The organism is Homoserinimonas sedimenticola (genome assembly GCF_026094475.1).
Taxonomy (GTDB): Bacteria; Actinomycetota; Actinomycetes; order Actinomycetales; family Microbacteriaceae; genus Homoserinimonas; species Homoserinimonas sedimenticola.
On record NZ_JAPELL010000001.1, the window covers coordinates 439,927 to 457,064 of the forward strand.

Consider the following 17,138-nt stretch of genomic DNA (forward strand, 5'->3'; position numbering starts at 1 on the left):
ACACTAACGAGCACTGTGGGAACTATCCAAACCTCGCGCCATTTTCCTCACTAGGATGGTCGAGCCCGCCCAACGCCGCGTCGAGACCCGACGAGAGCCTTCGGCGGGATCGAAGAGTCCGCAGACCAAAGTGAGGCAAGACCGTGACGATTCACGACCAGGACCCGTATTCGGTGAATCACATCGATTCGGACCCGCAGGAGACGGCGGAGTGGCAGGAGTCACTCGACGGAGTCGTTGCGAGCCAGGGCCGCGGCCGGGGCCGCGACATCATGCTGAGCCTGCTCAAGCGTTCCAAGGAGCTGCAGCTCGGCGTGCCCATGGTGCCGACGACCGACTACATCAACACGATCGCGGCGGAGAACGAACCCGAGTTCCCCGGTGACGAGGAGATCGAGCGCCGCTACCGCGCGTGGATCCGCTGGAACGCCGCCATCACGGTGCACCGCGCGCAGCGCCCCGACATTTCCGTCGGTGGCCACATTTCGACCTACGCGTCGTCCGCCTCGCTCTACGAGATCGGCCACAACCACTTCTTCCGGGGCCAGGACCACCCGGGTGGCGGCGACCAGATCTTCTACCAGGGGCACGCCTCCCCCGGCATGTATGCCCGCTCCTTCCTCGAGGGCCGCCTCGGCGAGGACCAGCTCGACAGCTTCCGACAGGAGAAGTCGCGCGCTCCCTATGGGCTCTCCTCCTACCCGCACCCCCGGCTCATGCCGGACTACTGGCAGTTCCCCACCGTCTCGATGGGGCTCGGCCCCATCAACGCGATCTATCAGGCGCAGGTCAACCGCTACCTCACCAACCGCGGGATCAAGGACCTCTCCGACTCCCAGGTCTGGGCCTTCCTCGGTGATGGCGAGATGGACGAGGTCGAGTCCCGGGGCGCGCTCCAGCTCGCCGCAAACGACGGACTGGACAACCTCAACTTCGTCATCAACTGCAACCTGCAGCGGCTCGACGGCCCTGTGCGCGGCAACGGCAAGATCATCCAGGAGCTCGAGAGCTTCTTCCGCGGCGCCGGCTGGAACGTCATCAAGGTCGTGTGGGGTCGCGAGTGGGATGACCTGCTCGCCCGGGACACGGACGGCGCCCTCGTCAACCTCATGAACATGACGCCCGACGGCGACTACCAGACCTACAAGGCCGAGGATGGCGCCTACGTGCGCGAGCACTTCTTCGGCCGCGACCCCCGTGCCCTTGAGCTCGTGAAGGATTACACGGACGAGCAGGTCTGGGGTCTCAAGCGCGGCGGCCACGACTACCGCAAGGTCTATGCGGCGTTCAAGGCTGCCGCCGAGCACAAGGGGCAGCCCACCGTCATCCTCGCCAAGACGATCAAGGGATACGGTCTCGGCAAGTCCTTCGAGGGCCGCAACGCGACCCATCAGATGAAGAAGCTGACGCTGACCGATCTCAAGCAGTTCCGCGATGAGATGCGCATTCCCATCTCCGACGCGCAGCTCGAGTCGGACCCCTACCGCCCGCCGTTCTACCACCCCGGCAACGACGACGAGGCCATCCAGTACATGCACGAGCGCCGTCGCGCGCTCGGTGGATACCTTCCGGAACGGCGCTCCAAGTACACGCAGGTGAACGTGCCGGATGCCTCGACCTATGACGTCGTGCGCAAGGGTTCCGGCAAGCAGGAGGTCGCCACGACCATGGCGTTCGCGCGCCTGCTGAAGGACCTGCTCCGTTCTAAGGACTTCGGCGCCCGTATCGTGCCGATCATCCCCGACGAGGCTCGTACCTTCGGCATGGACGCCTACTTCCCCACGGCGAAGATCTACAACCCCAACGGGATGCACTACACCTCTGTGGACCGAGAGCTACTGCTGGCCTACAAGGAGAGCGTGCAGGGTCAGATCCTCCACACGGGTATCAACGAGGCCGGCGCCTTCGCGGCCTTCACCGGCGTCGGCACCTCCTACGCGACGCACGGCGAGCCACTCATCCCCGTCTACGTTTTCTACTCGATGTTCGGCTTCCAGCGCACGGGCGACGCCATGTGGGCGGCGGGCGACCAGATGGCCCGCGGCTTCATCATCGGAGCCACGGCGGGGCGCACGACGCTGACGGGCGAGGGCCTTCAGCACGCCGACGGACACTCGCCGCTCCTTGCCTCGACCAACCCCGCCGTCGTGACCTACGACCCCGCGTGGGGGTACGAGCTCGGCCACATCGTCAAGGCTGGTATCGAGCGGATGTACGGGGGCGAGCATCCGGACCCGAACGTCATGTACTACCTCACCGTCTACAACGAGCCGCTCCCGCAGCCGGCGGAGCCGGAGAACCTTGACGTGGAGGGTCTGCTCCGCGGGATCTACCGATTGAACCGCAACGAGGCGCAGGGGCCGAAGGCTCAGCTCCTGGCTTCAGGCGTCGCGGTGCCCTGGGCTCTCGAGGCGCAGGAGCTGCTGGAGAAGGACTGGGGCGTCTCGGCGGATATCTGGTCCGTGACGTCCTGGACGGAGCTGCGCCGCGACGGCATCGCCGCCGACGAGCACAACTTCCTTCACCCCGGCGAGGAGCAGCGGGTTCCGTATGTGACGGAGAAGCTGCGCGACGCGGAGGGTCCCTTCATCGCGGCGACCGACTTCATGCACGCCGTGCCCGACCAGATCCGGCAGTTCGTGCCCGGCGACTACGCGACGCTTGGCGCCGACGGCTTCGGCTTCTCCGACACGCGCGCGGCGGCCCGCCGCTACTTCAAGATCGACGGCCCGTCGATCGTCGTGCGCACGCTTCAGTCGCTCGCGGCTCGGGGCGCGGTCGACGCCGGTCTTCCCGCACAGGCCATCGAGCGGTATCGCCTGCACGACGTCACGGCCGGCACGACCGGCACGGCCGGCGGCGAGAGCTAGGCGGGGGTATGGCTGCGCCGCGGACGAAGGAGCAGACGCTCGCCTGGCTCAAGACCATGTCGGGCGAGCTCGCGACGGCGACCCTCAAGCGACTCGAGGAGACCCTCCCCTGGTACGGCGAGATGCCGCCCGGGAGGCGCTCCGCCGTCGGGATGGTCGCGCAGAACGGCATCACCTCCTTCATCCACTGGTACGACGACCCCTCGTCGACGCCATGGATCGCGGCCGATGTCTTCGGCGCAGCCCCCCGCGAGCTTCTCCGCTCGGTCAGCCTCACGCAGACCCTGCAGCTCATCAAGGTCACCGTGGAGGTCGTCGAGGAGCGGATCAAGGGCCGCGACGAATCCCTCGCGGAGGCGATCCTGCTCTACTCGAGGGAGATCGCCTTCGCCGCCGCCGACGTCTACGCAAGGGCGGCCGAGGCCCGCGGGCTGTGGGATGCACGCCTCGAGGCACTCGTCGTCGACTCGATCCTCAGCGGTGAGTACGACGACGAGCTGCCGAGCCGAATCGCCGCCCTCGGCTGGCACGGCCACGGCGAAGTGTCGGTGCTCGTCGGAACGGCCCCGCGGATGCTCGACGTCGACATGCTTCGCCGCACGGCCCGACATCTCGACGCCGACGTCCTCATCGGCGTGCAGGGCAGCCGTCTGGTGCTCGTGATCGGTCGGGCGACCCCTGCTTCCGCGGAGGCGGAGGAGACGGCATCCGCCCCCCGTGTGTCGTTCCTCGACATCGCTAAAGCGCTCGAGCCAGGCTTCGGAGAGGGCTACCTGATCCTTGGGCACGAAGTGCCGTCGCTCGTTGACGCTTCGCGGAGCGCGAAGGCCGCGCTCGCGGGATTCGCGGTGGCGCGCTCGTGGCGAAATGCACCGCGGCCGGCGCTCGCCGACGATCTCCTGCCGGAGCGCGCCCTCGCCGGCGACCCACTCGCCCGGGCTACCCTCATCAACCGCATCTACAAGCCGCTGCAGGCTCACTCGACCGAGCTGCTCGGAACCCTCTGGTGTTACCTCGACAATGGACGCTCCCTCGAGGCGACTGCGCGCGAGCTCTTCGTGCATCCGAACACCGTGAGGTACCGACTCAAGCGTGTCTCCGAGGTCATCGGATGGGACGCGACGGGCGCGCGGGAGTCGCTCATCCTTCAGGCAGCGCTCATCGTCGGCTCCATCGCCGAGACGGAACATGCGCCACGACGGCGAGCGGGGCGCTGAACGACTCGAAGCAGGTTGACGGCACCCACAAGCCTTCAGTGAAATCTTCGTCGAGCACCACAGCGCAATATCGAGACGGATTGGGAGACTAGAGAAGTGATCGCGATTGTGTGCCCCGGGCAGGGGTCCCAGACCCCCGGGTTCCTCGAGCCGTGGCTCGCCGACCCGAAGTTCGCCTCCCAGCTCGAGGCACTCTCGGAGGCAGCCGGGATGGACCTCGCCGCTCACGGCACCGTCTCCGACGCCGAGACCATTCGCAACACCGCTGTTGCGCAACCACTCATCGTCGCGGCAGGCATCCTTACGCTTCGAGCCCTGCAAGAAGGGCGCAGCGACCGCATCGGGGGCATCGCCGGCCACTCGGTGGGTGAGTTCACGGCGGCGGCCGGCGCGGGCATCCTCAGCGATGCCGACGCCGTGCGACTCGTCGCCGCCCGCGGCGCTGCCATGGCGGATGCTGCGGCCGTGACCGCGACCGGAATGAGCGCCGTCATCGGTGCCGATCAGGACGCGCTCCTCGCACGCCTCGACGAGCTCGGTCTCGAGCCCGCAAACTTCAACGGCGGTGGCCAGATCGTCGTCGCCGGCGAGCTCGACGCTCTGGAGCGACTGCAGGCCGAGCCGCCCGCCAAGGCGCGTGTCATCCCCCTGCAGGTCGCAGGCGCGTTCCACACCCGCCACATGGCTCCCGCGGTTGAACGCCTGCGCGCCGCCGCCGCGGGGGTTGCGGCATCCGACCCCCGCCTGTCCATCTGGACGAATCGCGACGGCTCCCTAGTGGCAGAGGGTGGCGAATTCGTCGACCTTCTCGTGGGACAGGTCTCCTCGCCCGTACGCTGGGACCTCACCATGGAGTCCCTCGCCGCCGCCGGTGTCGAGGGGATCATCGAGGTCGCTCCCGCCGGCGCTCTCGTCGGTCTTGCGAAGCGCGCCCTCAAGGGCGTTCCGACCGTGGCCATCAAGACGCCTGACGACCTCGCCGCAGCCCACGACCTCATCGACGGGAAGTCATGACTCGCCCCACCCTCATCCAGTCCACCGGTGCCCAGTACACGCGCATCTACAGCTATGGAGCCGCGCGCGGCGACCGCGTCGTGCCCAATGACGAGCTCGTCGGCCCCATCGACTCGAGCGACGAATGGATCCGCCAGCGCACAGGGATCATCACGCGCACCCGCGCCTCGGTCGGCGTGCTCGCGCTCGACCTTGCGACCGACGCCGCGCGTGAGGCGATTGAGAAGTCGGGCGTGGCCCCAGAGCTCATCGACCTCGTGATCGTCGCGACCATCAGCAATGTGCAGCAGACGCCCTCGATCGCCGCTGTGGTTGCCGACCGGGTCGGGGCCAACCCCGCCGCCGCCTACGACGAGAACGCCGCCTGCGCGGGCTTCAGCTATGGAGTGACGCAGGCGGATGCCCTCATCCGCAGTGGCGCGGCGAACTACGCACTCGTGATCGGTGCCGAGAAGCTCTCGGACATCGTCGACCCCACTGACCGATCAATCTCGTTCCTCCTCGGTGACGGGGCGGGAGCGGTCGTCATCGGCCCCAGTGACTTCCCTGGGATCGCGGCGCCCGTGTGGGGCTCCGACGGCTCCAAGGCCGCGGCGGTCGGCATGAACGCGACGCTCGTCGACTTCCGCGACGGGGACGCCGCGTGGCCGACGCTCCGCCAGGAGGGCCAGACGGTCTTCCGCTGGGCCGTGTGGGACATGGCGAAGGTTGCGAAGAAAGCGATCGAGGTCGCCGGCATCACGCCCGAGGATCTTGTGGCCTTCATCCCCCACCAGGCGAACATGCGCATCATCGACGAGTTCGCCAAGCAGCTCGGGCTGCCGGAGAGCGTTGCGATCGGTCGCGACATCGCGACGACAGGCAACACGTCGGCCGCCTCGATCCCACTCGCGACGCACCGGCTGCTCGAGGAGCACCCCGAGCTGAGCGGCGGACTCGCCCTGCAGATCGGCTTCGGCGCGGGCCTCGTCTTCGGCGCCCAGGTCATCGTTCTGCCCTAAACTTGCCCACGGTCATACGACACCTCAAGGAGAAAAACACATGGCATTGTCAACCGAAGAAGTTCTGGCCGGCCTCGCCGAGCTGATCAACGACGAGACCGGGATCGCAACCGACACGGTTGAGCTGGACAAGTCGTTCACCGATGACCTCGACATCGACTCGATCTCCATGATGACCATCGTCGTCAACGCGGAGGAGAAGTTCGACGTGAAGATTCCCGACGACGAGGTCAAGAACCTCAAGACGGTCGGCGACGCCGTCAACTTCATCGTCTCGGCCCAGGGCTAAGTCGTAGCGCGCTGCCGACCGACCTGTCACTGCGCGGGTCGGTCGGCAGAGCCCTGAGCTTCATCACACGCCGACAGAGAGTTTCGTCATGACCAAGAAGATCGTCGTCACCGGCCTCGGCACCACCTCCCCCCTGGGCGGCAACGTGCCCGACACCTGGCGCGCCCTACTCGCGGGTGAGTCGGGCGTTCGCCCCCTCGAGCAGGAGTGGGTCGAGAAGTACGAACTGCCGGTGAAGTTCGCCGGGCAGGCGAAGGTACCCGCCGCCGAGGTTCTCGAGCGCGTCGAGACGAAGCGCCTCGACCCCAGCAGCCAGTTCGCTCTCATCGCAGCCCGCGAGGCTTGGGCGGACGCCGGAGCGCCGGATGTCGACCCTCTCCGTATCACGGTCGACTACGCGACCGGAATCGGCGGCGTGTGGACCCTGCTCGATGCCTGGGACACCCTGCGCGAGAAGGGTCCGCGCCGCGTACTGCCCATGACGGTGCCCATGCTCATGCCCAACGGCCCCGCCGCTGCCATCTCGATGGAACTTTCGGCGCGCGGCAGTGCTCGCACGGTTGTCTCCGCCTGCGCATCCGGCACCGAATCGATCGCGAACGCCTATGACCACCTGCAGGCCGGGCTCGCGGATGTCGTCATCGCGGGCGGTTCGGAAGCGGCCATCCACCCGCTGCCGATCGCTGCCTTCGCCTCCATGCAGGCCCTGTCGAAGCGCAATGACGACCCTCAGGGCGCCTCTCGTCCCTACGACGTCTCACGTGATGGCTTCGTGCTCGGCGAGGGCGGCGCCGCGATCGTTCTGGAGACCGAGGAACACGCGCTCGCGCGTGGCGCCCACATCTATGCCGAACTCGCTGGCGGAGCGGTCACGAGCGATGCTCACCACATCACCGCTCCGGATCCCGAGGGCACCGGCGCGGCACGTGCCGTCGTTGCGGCACTGGAGCAGGCGGGAGCCGTGCCCGACGAGGTGCAGCACATCAACGCGCACGCCACGAGCACGCCGGTCGGCGACGTCGCCGAGTACAACGCGCTGCTGTCCGTTTTCGGTGACCGCGTCCACAGCATCCCTGTTTCGGCGACCAAGGCATCGACCGGCCACCTACTCGGCGGCACGGGCGCGCTGGAGGCGATCTTCACGATCCTCGCGCTCCACGAGCGCACGGCTCCGCCGACGATCAACCTAGGCCAGCAGGACCCCGCGATCCCCCTCGACGTGGTGACGGAGGCGCGCTCGCTCGGCGAGGGTCCGCTTCTCGCGATCAGCAACTCCTTCGGCTTCGGCGGCCACAACGCCGTCGTTGCCTTCCGCAGCGTCTAGGCGCGGCGGGATGCGCATCGCGATCGTCAGCGACTACTTCCTCGACTACGTCGGCGGCGCGCAGACCTCCATGCTGCAGCAGCGCGCCGCGCTGTCAGGCGCGGGCCACGATGTCCTGATGGTGTCGACCAAACGGATGCGCGGGGCGCGCGTGCAGGAACACGCGGGTGAGCTGCACATCGGGCCAAGCTTCACGATCCCGGGCCTGCTGCTGCCGGTCGTGCCCAACTCGGCCAGCGTGCGTGCCGTTCTCCGCGACGCCTTCCGGCGCCACCGGGTCGAGGCGGTCCACGTGCAGACCGAGTTCGGCCTGGCCCACGCGGCGGCGGACGTTGCGGCAGAACTTGGCGTGCCGGTCGTCCACACCGTGCATACTTTCTACTGGGCGAGCGAGGGACGCTGGCACCTGGCCCTGGCGCCGCTCACCCGATGGCTCCTGACACGCTTCACGGGCGCGAGCATCCCACGCCTGCCCCTAAGCCCTCGCGGCGGTTTCGACAACCTCCTGCGCAACCTGACGCTCGCGATGGCGCTCCGAGCTGACCGCGTCGTCTCGCCCTCCGCGCATCAGGCCCGCGATCTCTCTGCCGCAGGGGTGCAGGGCGAGATCGCGGTCGTCCCGAACCCCATCGCGACCTCAGGGCGCGCGTCGGTGCCGCTCGCACCTGAGGCAGCCGGGCATCCGTCATTCCTGTGGGTTGCCCGCTGCGAGGCGGTCAAACGGCCGCTCGTCTTCGCGGAGGCGGCCGTCGCGGCACTCGAGAAGGCTCCGAGCTCCTTCACGGTCGATTTCGTGGGTGAGGGCTCCGAGTTGCAGGCGCTTCGTCGCGTGGTCGACGGTAGGCACGAGATTCGTGTCCACGGCAACCTGCCGCACGAGCGCGTGCTCGAGCTCATGGACGCCTCGGCGGTCGTGGTGCTCACCTCGCTGGGCTTCGACAACCAGCCCATGACCATTGCCGAAGCTGTGAGCCGCGAGCGGGGCGTGCTCTACTGCGACCCCAAGCTCAAGGAGGGGCTCACGCATTCGGGGCATCTGGCCGAGACCCCGGATGCTGCGGGGCTCGCCGCCGCACTCGCGGCGCTGTCGAGCGACCCCGAGCGCGTGCTGCAGCTCTCCCGCGGAGCCCTCATCGACCGTGAGCTCTTTGATCCGGCGAACTATGTCGCTCGGATGACCGCTCTCTACACGGCGGAGAGCTAACCGACCTTGTGCAGCCAGGCCACCTGATGGTCGTCGCTCGCGTGGCGGAAGGCCTCAAGCTCGTCATCCCACGCCTGGCCGAGGGCGAGACGCAGCTCACGGTGCAACTCGAACGCGTCGGATCCCGCGACCTCCATGGCGTAGCGGATGCGCTCCTCGGGGATGACCACGTTGCCCGCCGTGTCTGTCTGCGCGAAGAAGATGCCCAGGTCCGGGGTGTGCAACCAGCGGCCGCCGTCGCTGCCGGGCGTCGGGTCCTCCGTCACCTCGTAACGGAGGTGCTCCCAGCCTCGGAGCGCCGACGCGAGAGCCGCACCGGTCCCCTGCTCGCCCTCCCAGTAGAACTCGGTGCGGAGGGAACCCTTGAGCACGGGCTGGTTCGCCCAGTCGAAGTTGACGGCGCGATCAAGAGCGCGACCTGCAGCCCACTCGATGTGCGGGGCAAGCGCGCGAGGAGCGGAGTGCACAAAGAGCACCCCGCGTGCAGTTGCTGCAGCCACAATCTCTCCATTCCCTTTGGTGCGACTTCCCCATCGACCACTGGAATGCGTGATTGCCGTGCAGCGAGCTGTTCGGTTGTGACGTTCACCTCGAATTATGCCCGAAAGCGACGGGGAATCACAAGCGTGTGATTAGCAGCGCGCCTGGGAATTCACTTCGCGTCGGCATAGCTCTGCACGGTCGCGACCGTGAGGGGGAAACGGATGGGGAGCTCGCCGAAGAGGAGGCGGCCCGCCTCAACAGCGGCCTCGCGAATGGCGTCAGCCGTGACATCCGCCAGTTCGCTCGGAGTGTGGACGACGACCTCGTCGTGGAGGAAGAACGCGAGCTGCGGTGCTCCGCCCAGGGCATGAAGCTTCTGTCGCAGCGTCGCCATCCAGCACAGCGCCCATTCGGCGGCGGTGCCCTGCACGACGAAGTTGCGCGTGAAGCGGCCCCACGAGCGGGCGGCGGCCCGCGCTCGCTCCTGGAGAGCAGTCGAGGCACCCTCCGCCGAGGCCAAGGACTGGAGCTCGTGCCAGTCCTCGCCTGGGAGGGGTGAACCGCGACCGAGGAGCGTCGAGACCCGCTCCCCGCGTTCACCGACTCGAGCGGCCCCCTCGACAAGGCGGATCGCCCCAGGATAGGCACGGGCGAGCGCCGGTATGAGCCGACCACTCTCCCCCTGCGTCGCGCCGTACATGGCGCCGAGCATCGCGAGCTTCGCCTGCTCCCGTGTCGCCACTGCGCCGCTCGCAACGATGCCGGCGTAGAGATCGCCCTGTGCTCCCGCCTCGACCATCGCGCGGTCGCGCGCCATCGCCGCGAGGATGCGCGGCTCGAGCTGCGACGCATCCGCGACGACGAGCACGTGCCCCGGGTCGGCGAGCACGGCGCCACGCACCTGCTTGGGAAGCTGCAGCGCTCCCCCGCCGCCGCGGCTCGCCCATCGGCCAGTCACGACGCCTCCCGGCACATAATCGGGGTGGAAACGTCCGTCGCGCACGTTCGTGTCAAGCCAGTGCCAGCCATTGGCGCTGTAGAGCCGCGCGAGGGACTTGTACTCCAGCAGAGGCGTGATCACCGGATGCTCGACCCGCTGCAGCTCCCACTTGCTCGTTGACTCGACCCGCAGACCCGCCCGCTGCAGCGCCCTCAACAGCGTCCCCGCGGAGTCCGGGTTCAGTTCGGGTGCGTCAAGAGCGGCGCGGATGTCGCGGGCGAGGGCTTCCATGCGGCCGGGGCGCTCCCCGACTCTCGGGCGGGGGCCGAGCATCCGGGTCAGGAGCTCGTCGTGCACCTCCGCCCGCCACGGCAGACCCGTGTGCTTGATCTCAGCGGCGACAAGGGCGCCGGCCGACTCGGCCGAGAGGAGCAAGGCGAGCGCGGGCGGTGCCGCCGCGCGCTGGCGGAGGAACTCGCGCAGGGGATCGAGCTGATCGCCGGGACGCGCGGGCTCGAGGTCGAACAGGGTCGCTCCGACTGCGGGACTGGCAGCATCAGCCGGGGGCTCATCCCAGGCGTCGGGAGGTGCGGCCGCGACATCCGTCGACTGTGTCAGGGGAGAGTTCCGCAGGATGGCGCGACAGAGCCTGAGGTCGACGCAGCGTTCGACACGCACGCCCGCCTCCAGCAGTCGGGGGTACCAGTGCTCGGTGTCGCTCCACACCCAGCGCGGTCGGGAAGCCTCGCGGCGGGCGACCTCGGCGGAGAAATCCGACTCGGAGACAACGGACTCCCCCACGAACGCGCCTGTGTCATCGAGCGTCGTGAGAGTGACTCCGGACGAAGACGACTCTACGACGATGTGCACTGCATAAGTCTGACGGAGGCGTGTGACATCCGGTGACCGCGGTTTCGATACAGCCCTGGCGGGCCTACTCAACCCGCGGGTCACTCAACCAGCGGGGCTCAGTGCAGGAGCGAGCCGTCCTTCGCCAGCACGTTCTTCTCCCCCGCCTCGATCGGTACCGCGAAGCGATTCTGCTTCGGCGGCATTGGGCAGTTGAAGGCGTAGGAGAAGGCGCACGGCGGCAACACCGCGAGGTTGAAGTCGAGCGTGATCGTGCCGTCGGGGTTGGGGGCCACGAAGAGGAAGCGACCGACGCTGTAGGTGCTCTCGCCGTTCGTCGCATCTGCAAAGACCAGCTGGAGAGCGCGCCCCGACTTGAACGCTGCGAGGTTGTACTCCGTGCCGTCCTTCTCGAAAGAGATCTCGCCCGGGATCACCATGTCGCGCGTCTTGCCCTCATCCTTGAGATGCTCGAACCCAATCGTGGTGCCCTCCGGGTTCTCCCGGAACGTGGCCGTGATCACCCAGTCGGGGTTGTAGGGGAACGCATCGATGCCGCCGAAGTTCTGGATCGCCTCCGACTTCGCATCCCAGACCCGCAGGGCGTAGCCGCCCTCGACCGCGATGATGAAGCCCATGACGGTGTCGCTGAATCGAACGACCGAGGGGGCCTCGGAGTCCTTGCCCGTCACGACAACACTGCCGTCGACGAGCGCGTCGTCCACGCGGATGCCGTCGGCAGCAGCTGCCGTCAGGCGCACGCCGGACTCGCCTTCCGGGAGCGGGGCCCAGGTGCCCGGTACACCCCAGACCGACTGCTCCGAGTCGATCAGCTGCGTCGTCGTGAGGGCGAGGCTGCCCTGGGGCTGAACCACGGATTCGTCGCGGCGGCGGCGGAAGGTCTCGAGGCGGGCTTCGGGCGTGGCGGTGTCGGTCATGTCGTCCATCCTTCCGGGTTCCCGCTGTGCAACGCGGATGCTACGGCGCGTGTTCCCGCCGCGGCATCCGTCACACAACAAAAAGGTCGGCCCCCACCGAATGGTGAGGGCCGACCGAGGTTTCACATGACGACTCGACGTCGTCACTCACACCTAGAGGGGGCGGATGTTCTCCGCCTGCGGGCCCTTGGGGCCCTGCGCGAGGTCGAACTCGACCCGCTGGTTCTCGTCGAGCGAGCGGTAGCCGCTGGACTGGATCGCCGAGTAGTGCGCGAACACGTCGGGGCTTCCATCCTCGGGGGCAATGAAGCCAAAGCCCTTCTCAGCGTTGAACCACTTCACGGTTCCTGTTGCCATTTTTCCTTCTCCTTCAGGAGCTAGTCGCGTGACTCCGACCTCCGGAGCCACTCGTCGCGGTGATCATCGTCCGCTCCCGAAAGAAACCCGAACGCCTCAGAATGGGGCGCACGGTCAATCAAGATCTGCGAGGTACTGCAACTGCACTATCGACACTAGTGCACCACTCCCCCTGATGAACAGGGCGAATACGTGACATTCACGACCTTGTTACCGGGTGTTGCCCCTCCTGACGCGGCATTCGGAGTGCCGCGAGGGATGCAGCAAGCAGAAGTACCGCCGCCGAGCCGAACGCAACCGGATAGGAGAACGCGTCGAGTAGCGCTCCCGCGACAAGCGGGCCGACGATGGCGCCCGCATCGGCGCACGCCGAGAAAATCGCCACGGCCCTCGGATTGCGCGGCCCCGCGGCATCCCCCAGTGCGGCGGCGGGAGCGGTGCCCATGAATGCGGCGGCGGCGCCGTACAGGCAGAGCAGCACAATGAGGGCGGCAAGGCTTTCCACGAAGGGAATCACCATGAGAAGGACTGCAGCCACGGCGTAGGCACCGATAATCGCGGGGCGTCGACCCACGCGATCCACGAACCGCCCGGCGGGAGCCAGAGTGATCGTCTGAGAGACCGCCGCAATGGCAAAAGCGACACCCGTCCAGGCGGCGGTACCGCCGAACGCCTCCACGACGAGGACGGGGATGAGAGCGCTGCGCACCCCCATGGATCCCCAACCCTGGGCGAGGTTCGCGAGACACGCCGTCAGGAAACGTGAGTCGCGGACGACAGCACGGAACGGAATGGCGGGAGGTGGAGCATCCGTCGACTCGACCCGGACGCGGCGGAGCAGGATGAGCCCCACAAGCCCGGCTACGAGCAGCGTGCCCGCATAGAAGAAGAAGGGTGCCCGAATCGACACGGCCGCGAGGATGCCACCCACGGCCGGCCCCGCCATTCCCCCGACGAGGAACCCGCCCTGGTAGAAGCCCATCGATCGCCCTCGAGTGGCGGGGCTCGCGCTGGCGAGCAAAAGCGTCATGGCCGAGACCGAGAACATCGCGGACCCGATGCCGCCGGCCCCGCGCAGCAGGAGTACTTCAAGGTAGCTTCCCGCAAGACCGACAAGCCCGCTCGAGACCGCCACAATGCCGATGCCGAGCGCAAGAATCGTGCGCTCGCCGCCACGATCCAGTAGGCGACCGACGAAGGGGGTTGACACGAGTCGCATGAGCGCGAACGCGGAAACGACCGCTCCGACCTCAAGAAAGCCGACATCGAAGCTGCGCACGAAGACGGGCAGCACGGGAATCACGACACCGAAGCCCAGCATCACGAAGAAGGCGATGACGCCGAGGACGATCACGTCGCGATCGAGCCGATCCTCCCGTGACACGAAACGGGAGAACGGATGCACCCCTTCAGAGTAGGCGGAATCTGCGGTAGCTTCTGCGGAATGAACATTCATTCCGCTACAATTCGCAGCGGCGATAGGGCAAGGACGCCCAGAAGGAGGACGACCGTGGCGGACCCCACGATTGACATCTACGACCTCATGGCCTGCAACGTATACATGGACTTCGACGACATGACGATGCAGCACGAACAGCACAAGTTCCTCGTCGCGTTCCGTCCCACGGGCGCCGCGTCTGTACACGAGTACATCGAATCGCTCACAGCGAGAGGCCCTGGCGGCTATGAGACCGCCATCACCAACCAGCCATTCACCAATGAGAACCATGACGGCCACATCTACGACAGAACGACGGATGCCCACTGGTACATGGTCAACATCGACGGAGGCTTCCTCGAATCGGGTGAGTACACAGTCGAGGCACGCCTTCGAGACGGCAGCAGCCGCAGCATCTCCCGAGTGCAGGACAACGGCCCGGGGATGCGGCTGCTCGACGCGTATCGAGAACACCGCGACACTCTTCGGAACAGTTGGCGGCCCGCCCGCGGTGAGAAGCTCGACGACAGCGCCGACCTCACCAGTGTCGAGGTCACCCAGGCCGATCTGAAGGAGCTCAGCGGCGTCGACGCCTTCCACATCTTCCGAATGTGTCAGGGCAGCGGAAGGGCGGACTGGGACACCCAGAACCTGTACTGGTGGGACAACATCTTCCTCCAGCGCCTGCGCGACCCGCAGGCCGGCCTCAATCGGAATACAGTGCAAGTGCAGGCCGCCCTCCAGCCGGACACGCCATACGTGTACTTCACCGAGCTGACCGACAGCAACCGGATGGGCGACACCAATATGTGCATCTTCCAGCCACACCAACACTTCGTCAGCTGAGGTACCCGATGTCCACCCCCAAGCGCGACGCCATCGTGAACGCCGCCCTCGAAGCCTTCGCCGATCATGGTGTTGGCGGAGTCGCCGTACCCCAGATCGCCGCTCTCGCGGGGGTGGGCACGGGCACCATCTACCGCTACTTCGCCAACAAGGAGGACCTCATCAACGAGGTATTCCGCGCGCAGAAGCGTCTCCTCGATCGCGTGCTCTGGGAGGAGCGAGACGCGGATGCAACGCCTCGCGAGCGATTCGATGCGTTCTGGGCACGCCTGCTGGGCTTCGCCCAGGAACATCCGCGGTCCTTCCGCTTCCTCGAGATGCAGGACCATAGCCCCTACCTCACTGCCGAGAGCCGAGAGCTCGAGAAGGAAATCCTGGTGACGATCGTGCGGCGGGTCGATGCTCTGCGGTCGGAGCAGGGAACGACCTCCCAAACGCGCAGCGAGGTCGTCGTCGCACTCGTCTGGGGGTCTTTCGTGCAGCTCCTCAAGAGCGAGCGCGCGGGACATCTCACCGTGAGCGAGCAGGACCTCGCCGCGGCGCGTGACCTCGCCTGGAACATGCTCACGGAGTCGGATAACGCGGGGGTAACGAAGCTCTGAGCGCTTACTCAACCCGGGTTAAGAATCCAGAGGCGCATACCTAACGTCGGCGGCGCAAGGCAACCAGAGGACGAGCGGCCAAACGGGCCGCCACACCGGAAGGAGACCGCCATGCTGACGGACACGAACTGGCTCACACGACTCGGCGTCGGGAGCGTTGTTGCACTTGGAGCGCTGAGCTTCACGGGGTGCACGACCGACGGCGAAGAGGTCGAGGACATCGTCGAGAGTGCAGAGGAGATCGAGGAGGAAGTCGAGGACCAGGGCGAGGAGGCCACCGAGGAGGGCTTCGAGGGTCCCTACGACCAGAACTTCTATGACGACATCGAAACCCTTGACGGGCAGACGGTGAGCCTGTCGGCGACGGTCGGCCAGGTCATCTCCGACAACGCCTTCACGATCCTGGGCAGCGATGACCTCACGACCGAGGAGCTGCTCGTGATCCACGAGGGCATGACCCCCGCTCTGGAGACGGACGACACCGTGCTCGTGATGGGAACCGCACGCAACACCTTCATCCTCGAAGAGGTTGAGGAAGGCGGAACCTGGGACCTCGACCCCGGTGTCTTCGCTGAGTGGGAGACCCTTCCCTACATCGAGGCCGACAGCGTGCAGCTCGACCCGGCCGAGGCCGAGTAGACCAACGCATCCCCGCAAGGAGGAATCATGGCAGAGAGCACCCTCATCAAGCTCAGCGAGAGTGACGAGCGCATCGAGAACGGGAGTGCTGACATCCGTGGCCTGAAGGTCAAGGATGCTGGGGGCGAAGACATCGGCACGGTCGACGACCTGCTGATCGACCCCGACGCCGACGAGGTGCGCTTCATCGTCGTCGCTTCGGGCGGCTTTCTCGGAATCGGCCAGGATGAGACATACATCCCGGTCGAGGCCGTCACCGACATCTCGGATGACGTGTCGGTGGATCTGAGCCGCGAGAAGCTCGAGGGAGCCCCCGGGTACGACCCTGAGCTGGCCCCCGATCGCGGCTACTACGACCGTGTGTACGGCTACTACGGGTACTCCCCGTACTGGGCACCCGGCTACGCCGCGCCTCCCTACGCCGCGTTCTACTGAGCAGGAGCGAAGAATGTCAATGAGTTCACGCGCCCCGCGACCGCACCGCATCGCTGCCGTTCTGGCAGCCCTGGCGGTCGCGGGCGCGATGAGCGGTTGCGACCAGGCCGAGACGGTGCCCTCACAGGAGAAGGAAGGTGTCGCCGCCGGCGTGAATCTCGAGTTGGGGATGCTGGAGGCCGAGAACCTTCTGATCATCTCGACCGCCGAGGGCGAGCCTGGCAGGCTCCTCGGCACCCTCTACGCCAACACGGAGGACGCCATCACGGTGACCTTCGCGGATGACGACGAGGAGATCACGATCGAGCTCGAGGGTGGGATAGGTCCGATTCAGGAGGATGACCCCGCCGGGTATGACCTCCAGGAGCAGGAACACCTCTTCTCGACGACGGCGGATCGACCGGGCGGGCGCGCCCCTGTCGAGATCACCACGGACGGCGCGACCGAGTCGGTGACGATCCCGGTGCTCGACGGAAGCCTCGAGCGGTATGAGCCGTTCGTGCCCGAGTAGGTCGGGTACGTGTAGGGCGGACGGGACTTGAACCCCGAATGCGCCGACAGGCGGATTCGGCCCCCGGCCCACCGCAACCACATCGGGTACGTGTAGGGCGGACGGGACTTGAACCCCGAATGCGCCGACAGGCGGATTCGGCCCCCGGCCCACCGCAACCACATCGGGTACGTGTAGGGCG

Annotated in this window: 17 protein-coding genes; 12 read left to right on the forward strand and 5 right to left on the reverse strand. The window is 67.0% G+C overall.

The annotated features are described in order from the left end of the window. Window positions 1–143 precede the first annotated feature (143 nt). The 7 genes from aceE to OH146_RS02025 all read left to right on the forward strand — a co-directional run bounded on the left by aceE (window position 144) and on the right by OH146_RS02025 (window position 8,919). The gene (gene aceE, locus OH146_RS01995; protein WP_265156866.1) at window positions 144–2,870 is read left to right on the forward strand and encodes a pyruvate dehydrogenase (acetyl-transferring), homodimeric type; all 2,727 of its coding nucleotides are present in this window, start codon (window positions 144–146) and stop codon (window positions 2,868–2,870) included. A gap of 8 nt (window positions 2,871–2,878) precedes the next feature. Further along, window positions 2,879–4,087, forward strand: a complete 1,209-nt coding sequence (locus OH146_RS02000; protein ID WP_265156868.1) for a PucR family transcriptional regulator — start codon at window positions 2,879–2,881, stop codon at window positions 4,085–4,087. Between the two features lie 96 nt (window positions 4,088–4,183). Next, entirely contained in the window at window positions 4,184–5,101 is a 918-nt protein-coding gene (locus tag OH146_RS02005; RefSeq protein WP_265156869.1) for an ACP S-malonyltransferase, read from the forward strand. After that, the gene (locus tag OH146_RS02010; protein WP_265156871.1) at window positions 5,098–6,102 is read left to right on the forward strand and encodes a beta-ketoacyl-ACP synthase III; all 1,005 of its coding nucleotides are present in this window, start codon (window positions 5,098–5,100) and stop codon (window positions 6,100–6,102) included. Before OH146_RS02005 ends, OH146_RS02010 begins: the two co-directional genes overlap by 4 nt. Window positions 6,103–6,142: 40 nt before the next feature. Beyond that, window positions 6,143–6,391, forward strand: a complete 249-nt coding sequence (locus OH146_RS02015) for an acyl carrier protein (protein WP_265156873.1) — start codon at window positions 6,143–6,145, stop codon at window positions 6,389–6,391. Window positions 6,392–6,479: 88 nt separating this feature from the next. Further along, window positions 6,480–7,715: a beta-ketoacyl-[acyl-carrier-protein] synthase family protein gene (locus OH146_RS02020; protein ID WP_265156875.1), complete on the forward strand. Its 1,236-nt coding sequence runs from the start codon at window positions 6,480–6,482 to the stop codon at window positions 7,713–7,715. A gap of 10 nt (window positions 7,716–7,725) precedes the next feature. Next, the gene (locus tag OH146_RS02025; RefSeq protein ID WP_265156877.1) at window positions 7,726–8,919 is read left to right on the forward strand and encodes a glycosyltransferase family 4 protein; all 1,194 of its coding nucleotides are present in this window, start codon (window positions 7,726–7,728) and stop codon (window positions 8,917–8,919) included. On the opposite strand, the gene OH146_RS02030 is transcribed toward OH146_RS02025, so the two are convergent. From OH146_RS02030 to OH146_RS02050, 5 genes are all read right to left on the reverse strand, one after another. Beyond that, window positions 8,916–9,419 (reverse strand): DUF3145 domain-containing protein, encoded by a 504-nt coding sequence (locus OH146_RS02030; RefSeq protein WP_265156879.1) that lies wholly within the window; start codon window positions 9,417–9,419, stop codon window positions 8,916–8,918. The genes OH146_RS02025 and OH146_RS02030 overlap by 4 nt on opposite strands. 152 nt (window positions 9,420–9,571) lie before the next feature. Next, complete coding sequence (locus OH146_RS02035) at window positions 9,572–11,212, reverse strand: bifunctional 3'-5' exonuclease/DNA polymerase (protein WP_265156881.1); 1,641 nt, start codon at window positions 11,210–11,212, stop codon at window positions 9,572–9,574. 98 nt (window positions 11,213–11,310) lie between these two features. Further along, the gene (locus OH146_RS02040) at window positions 11,311–12,129 is read right to left on the reverse strand and encodes a DUF1684 domain-containing protein (protein ID WP_265156883.1); all 819 of its coding nucleotides are present in this window, start codon (window positions 12,127–12,129) and stop codon (window positions 11,311–11,313) included. Between the two features lie 153 nt (window positions 12,130–12,282). Beyond that, the gene (locus OH146_RS02045; protein WP_265156885.1) at window positions 12,283–12,486 is read right to left on the reverse strand and encodes a cold-shock protein; all 204 of its coding nucleotides are present in this window, start codon (window positions 12,484–12,486) and stop codon (window positions 12,283–12,285) included. Window positions 12,487–12,685: 199 nt separating this feature from the next. Then, entirely contained in the window at window positions 12,686–13,891 is a 1,206-nt protein-coding gene (locus OH146_RS02050; protein ID WP_265156887.1) for an MFS transporter, read from the reverse strand. Between the two features lie 105 nt (window positions 13,892–13,996). Between OH146_RS02050 and OH146_RS02055 the strand changes: the two genes are divergently transcribed. The 5 genes from OH146_RS02055 to OH146_RS02075 all read left to right on the forward strand — a co-directional run bounded on the left by OH146_RS02055 (window position 13,997) and on the right by OH146_RS02075 (window position 16,957). After that, the gene (locus OH146_RS02055; protein WP_265156889.1) at window positions 13,997–14,770 is read left to right on the forward strand and encodes a hypothetical protein; all 774 of its coding nucleotides are present in this window, start codon (window positions 13,997–13,999) and stop codon (window positions 14,768–14,770) included. A gap of 8 nt (window positions 14,771–14,778) precedes the next feature. Further along, window positions 14,779–15,372 carry a TetR/AcrR family transcriptional regulator gene (locus OH146_RS02060; protein WP_265156891.1) on the forward strand — a complete coding sequence of 198 codons (594 nt, stop codon included), beginning with the start codon at window positions 14,779–14,781 and terminating at the stop codon, window positions 15,370–15,372. 111 nt (window positions 15,373–15,483) lie between these two features. Then, window positions 15,484–16,011 carry a hypothetical protein gene (locus OH146_RS02065; RefSeq protein ID WP_265156893.1) on the forward strand — a complete coding sequence of 176 codons (528 nt, stop codon included), beginning with the start codon at window positions 15,484–15,486 and terminating at the stop codon, window positions 16,009–16,011. Between the two features lie 27 nt (window positions 16,012–16,038). After that, entirely contained in the window at window positions 16,039–16,446 is a 408-nt protein-coding gene (locus OH146_RS02070) for a PRC-barrel domain-containing protein (protein WP_265156895.1), read from the forward strand. A gap of 19 nt (window positions 16,447–16,465) precedes the next feature. Further along, window positions 16,466–16,957: a hypothetical protein gene (locus OH146_RS02075; protein ID WP_265156896.1), complete on the forward strand. Its 492-nt coding sequence runs from the start codon at window positions 16,466–16,468 to the stop codon at window positions 16,955–16,957. Window positions 16,958–17,138 lie beyond the last annotated feature (181 nt).

Bases quoted from the DNA above. Each gene is read 5' to 3' on its own strand.
- OH146_RS02000 (WP_265156868.1), top strand. From the start codon at position 2,879: ATGGCTGCGCCGCGGACGAAGGAGCAGACGCTCGCCTGGCTCAAGACC.
- OH146_RS02010 (WP_265156871.1), top strand. From the start codon at position 5,098: ATGACTCGCCCCACCCTCATCCAGTCCACCGGTGCCCAGTACACGCGC.
- OH146_RS02015 (WP_265156873.1), top strand. From the start codon at position 6,143: ATGGCATTGTCAACCGAAGAAGTTCTGGCCGGCCTCGCCGAGCTGATC.
- OH146_RS02020 (WP_265156875.1), top strand. From the start codon at position 6,480: ATGACCAAGAAGATCGTCGTCACCGGCCTCGGCACCACCTCCCCCCTG.
- OH146_RS02025 (WP_265156877.1), top strand. From the start codon at position 7,726: ATGCGCATCGCGATCGTCAGCGACTACTTCCTCGACTACGTCGGCGGC.
- OH146_RS02040 (WP_265156883.1), bottom strand. From the start codon at position 12,129: ATGACCGACACCGCCACGCCCGAAGCCCGCCTCGAGACCTTCCGCCGC.
- OH146_RS02045 (WP_265156885.1), bottom strand. From the start codon at position 12,486: ATGGCAACAGGAACCGTGAAGTGGTTCAACGCTGAGAAGGGCTTTGGC.
- OH146_RS02060 (WP_265156891.1), top strand. From the start codon at position 14,779: ATGTCCACCCCCAAGCGCGACGCCATCGTGAACGCCGCCCTCGAAGCC.
- OH146_RS02065 (WP_265156893.1), top strand. From the start codon at position 15,484: ATGCTGACGGACACGAACTGGCTCACACGACTCGGCGTCGGGAGCGTT.
- OH146_RS02070 (WP_265156895.1), top strand. From the start codon at position 16,039: ATGGCAGAGAGCACCCTCATCAAGCTCAGCGAGAGTGACGAGCGCATC.
- OH146_RS02075 (WP_265156896.1), top strand. From the start codon at position 16,466: ATGAGTTCACGCGCCCCGCGACCGCACCGCATCGCTGCCGTTCTGGCA.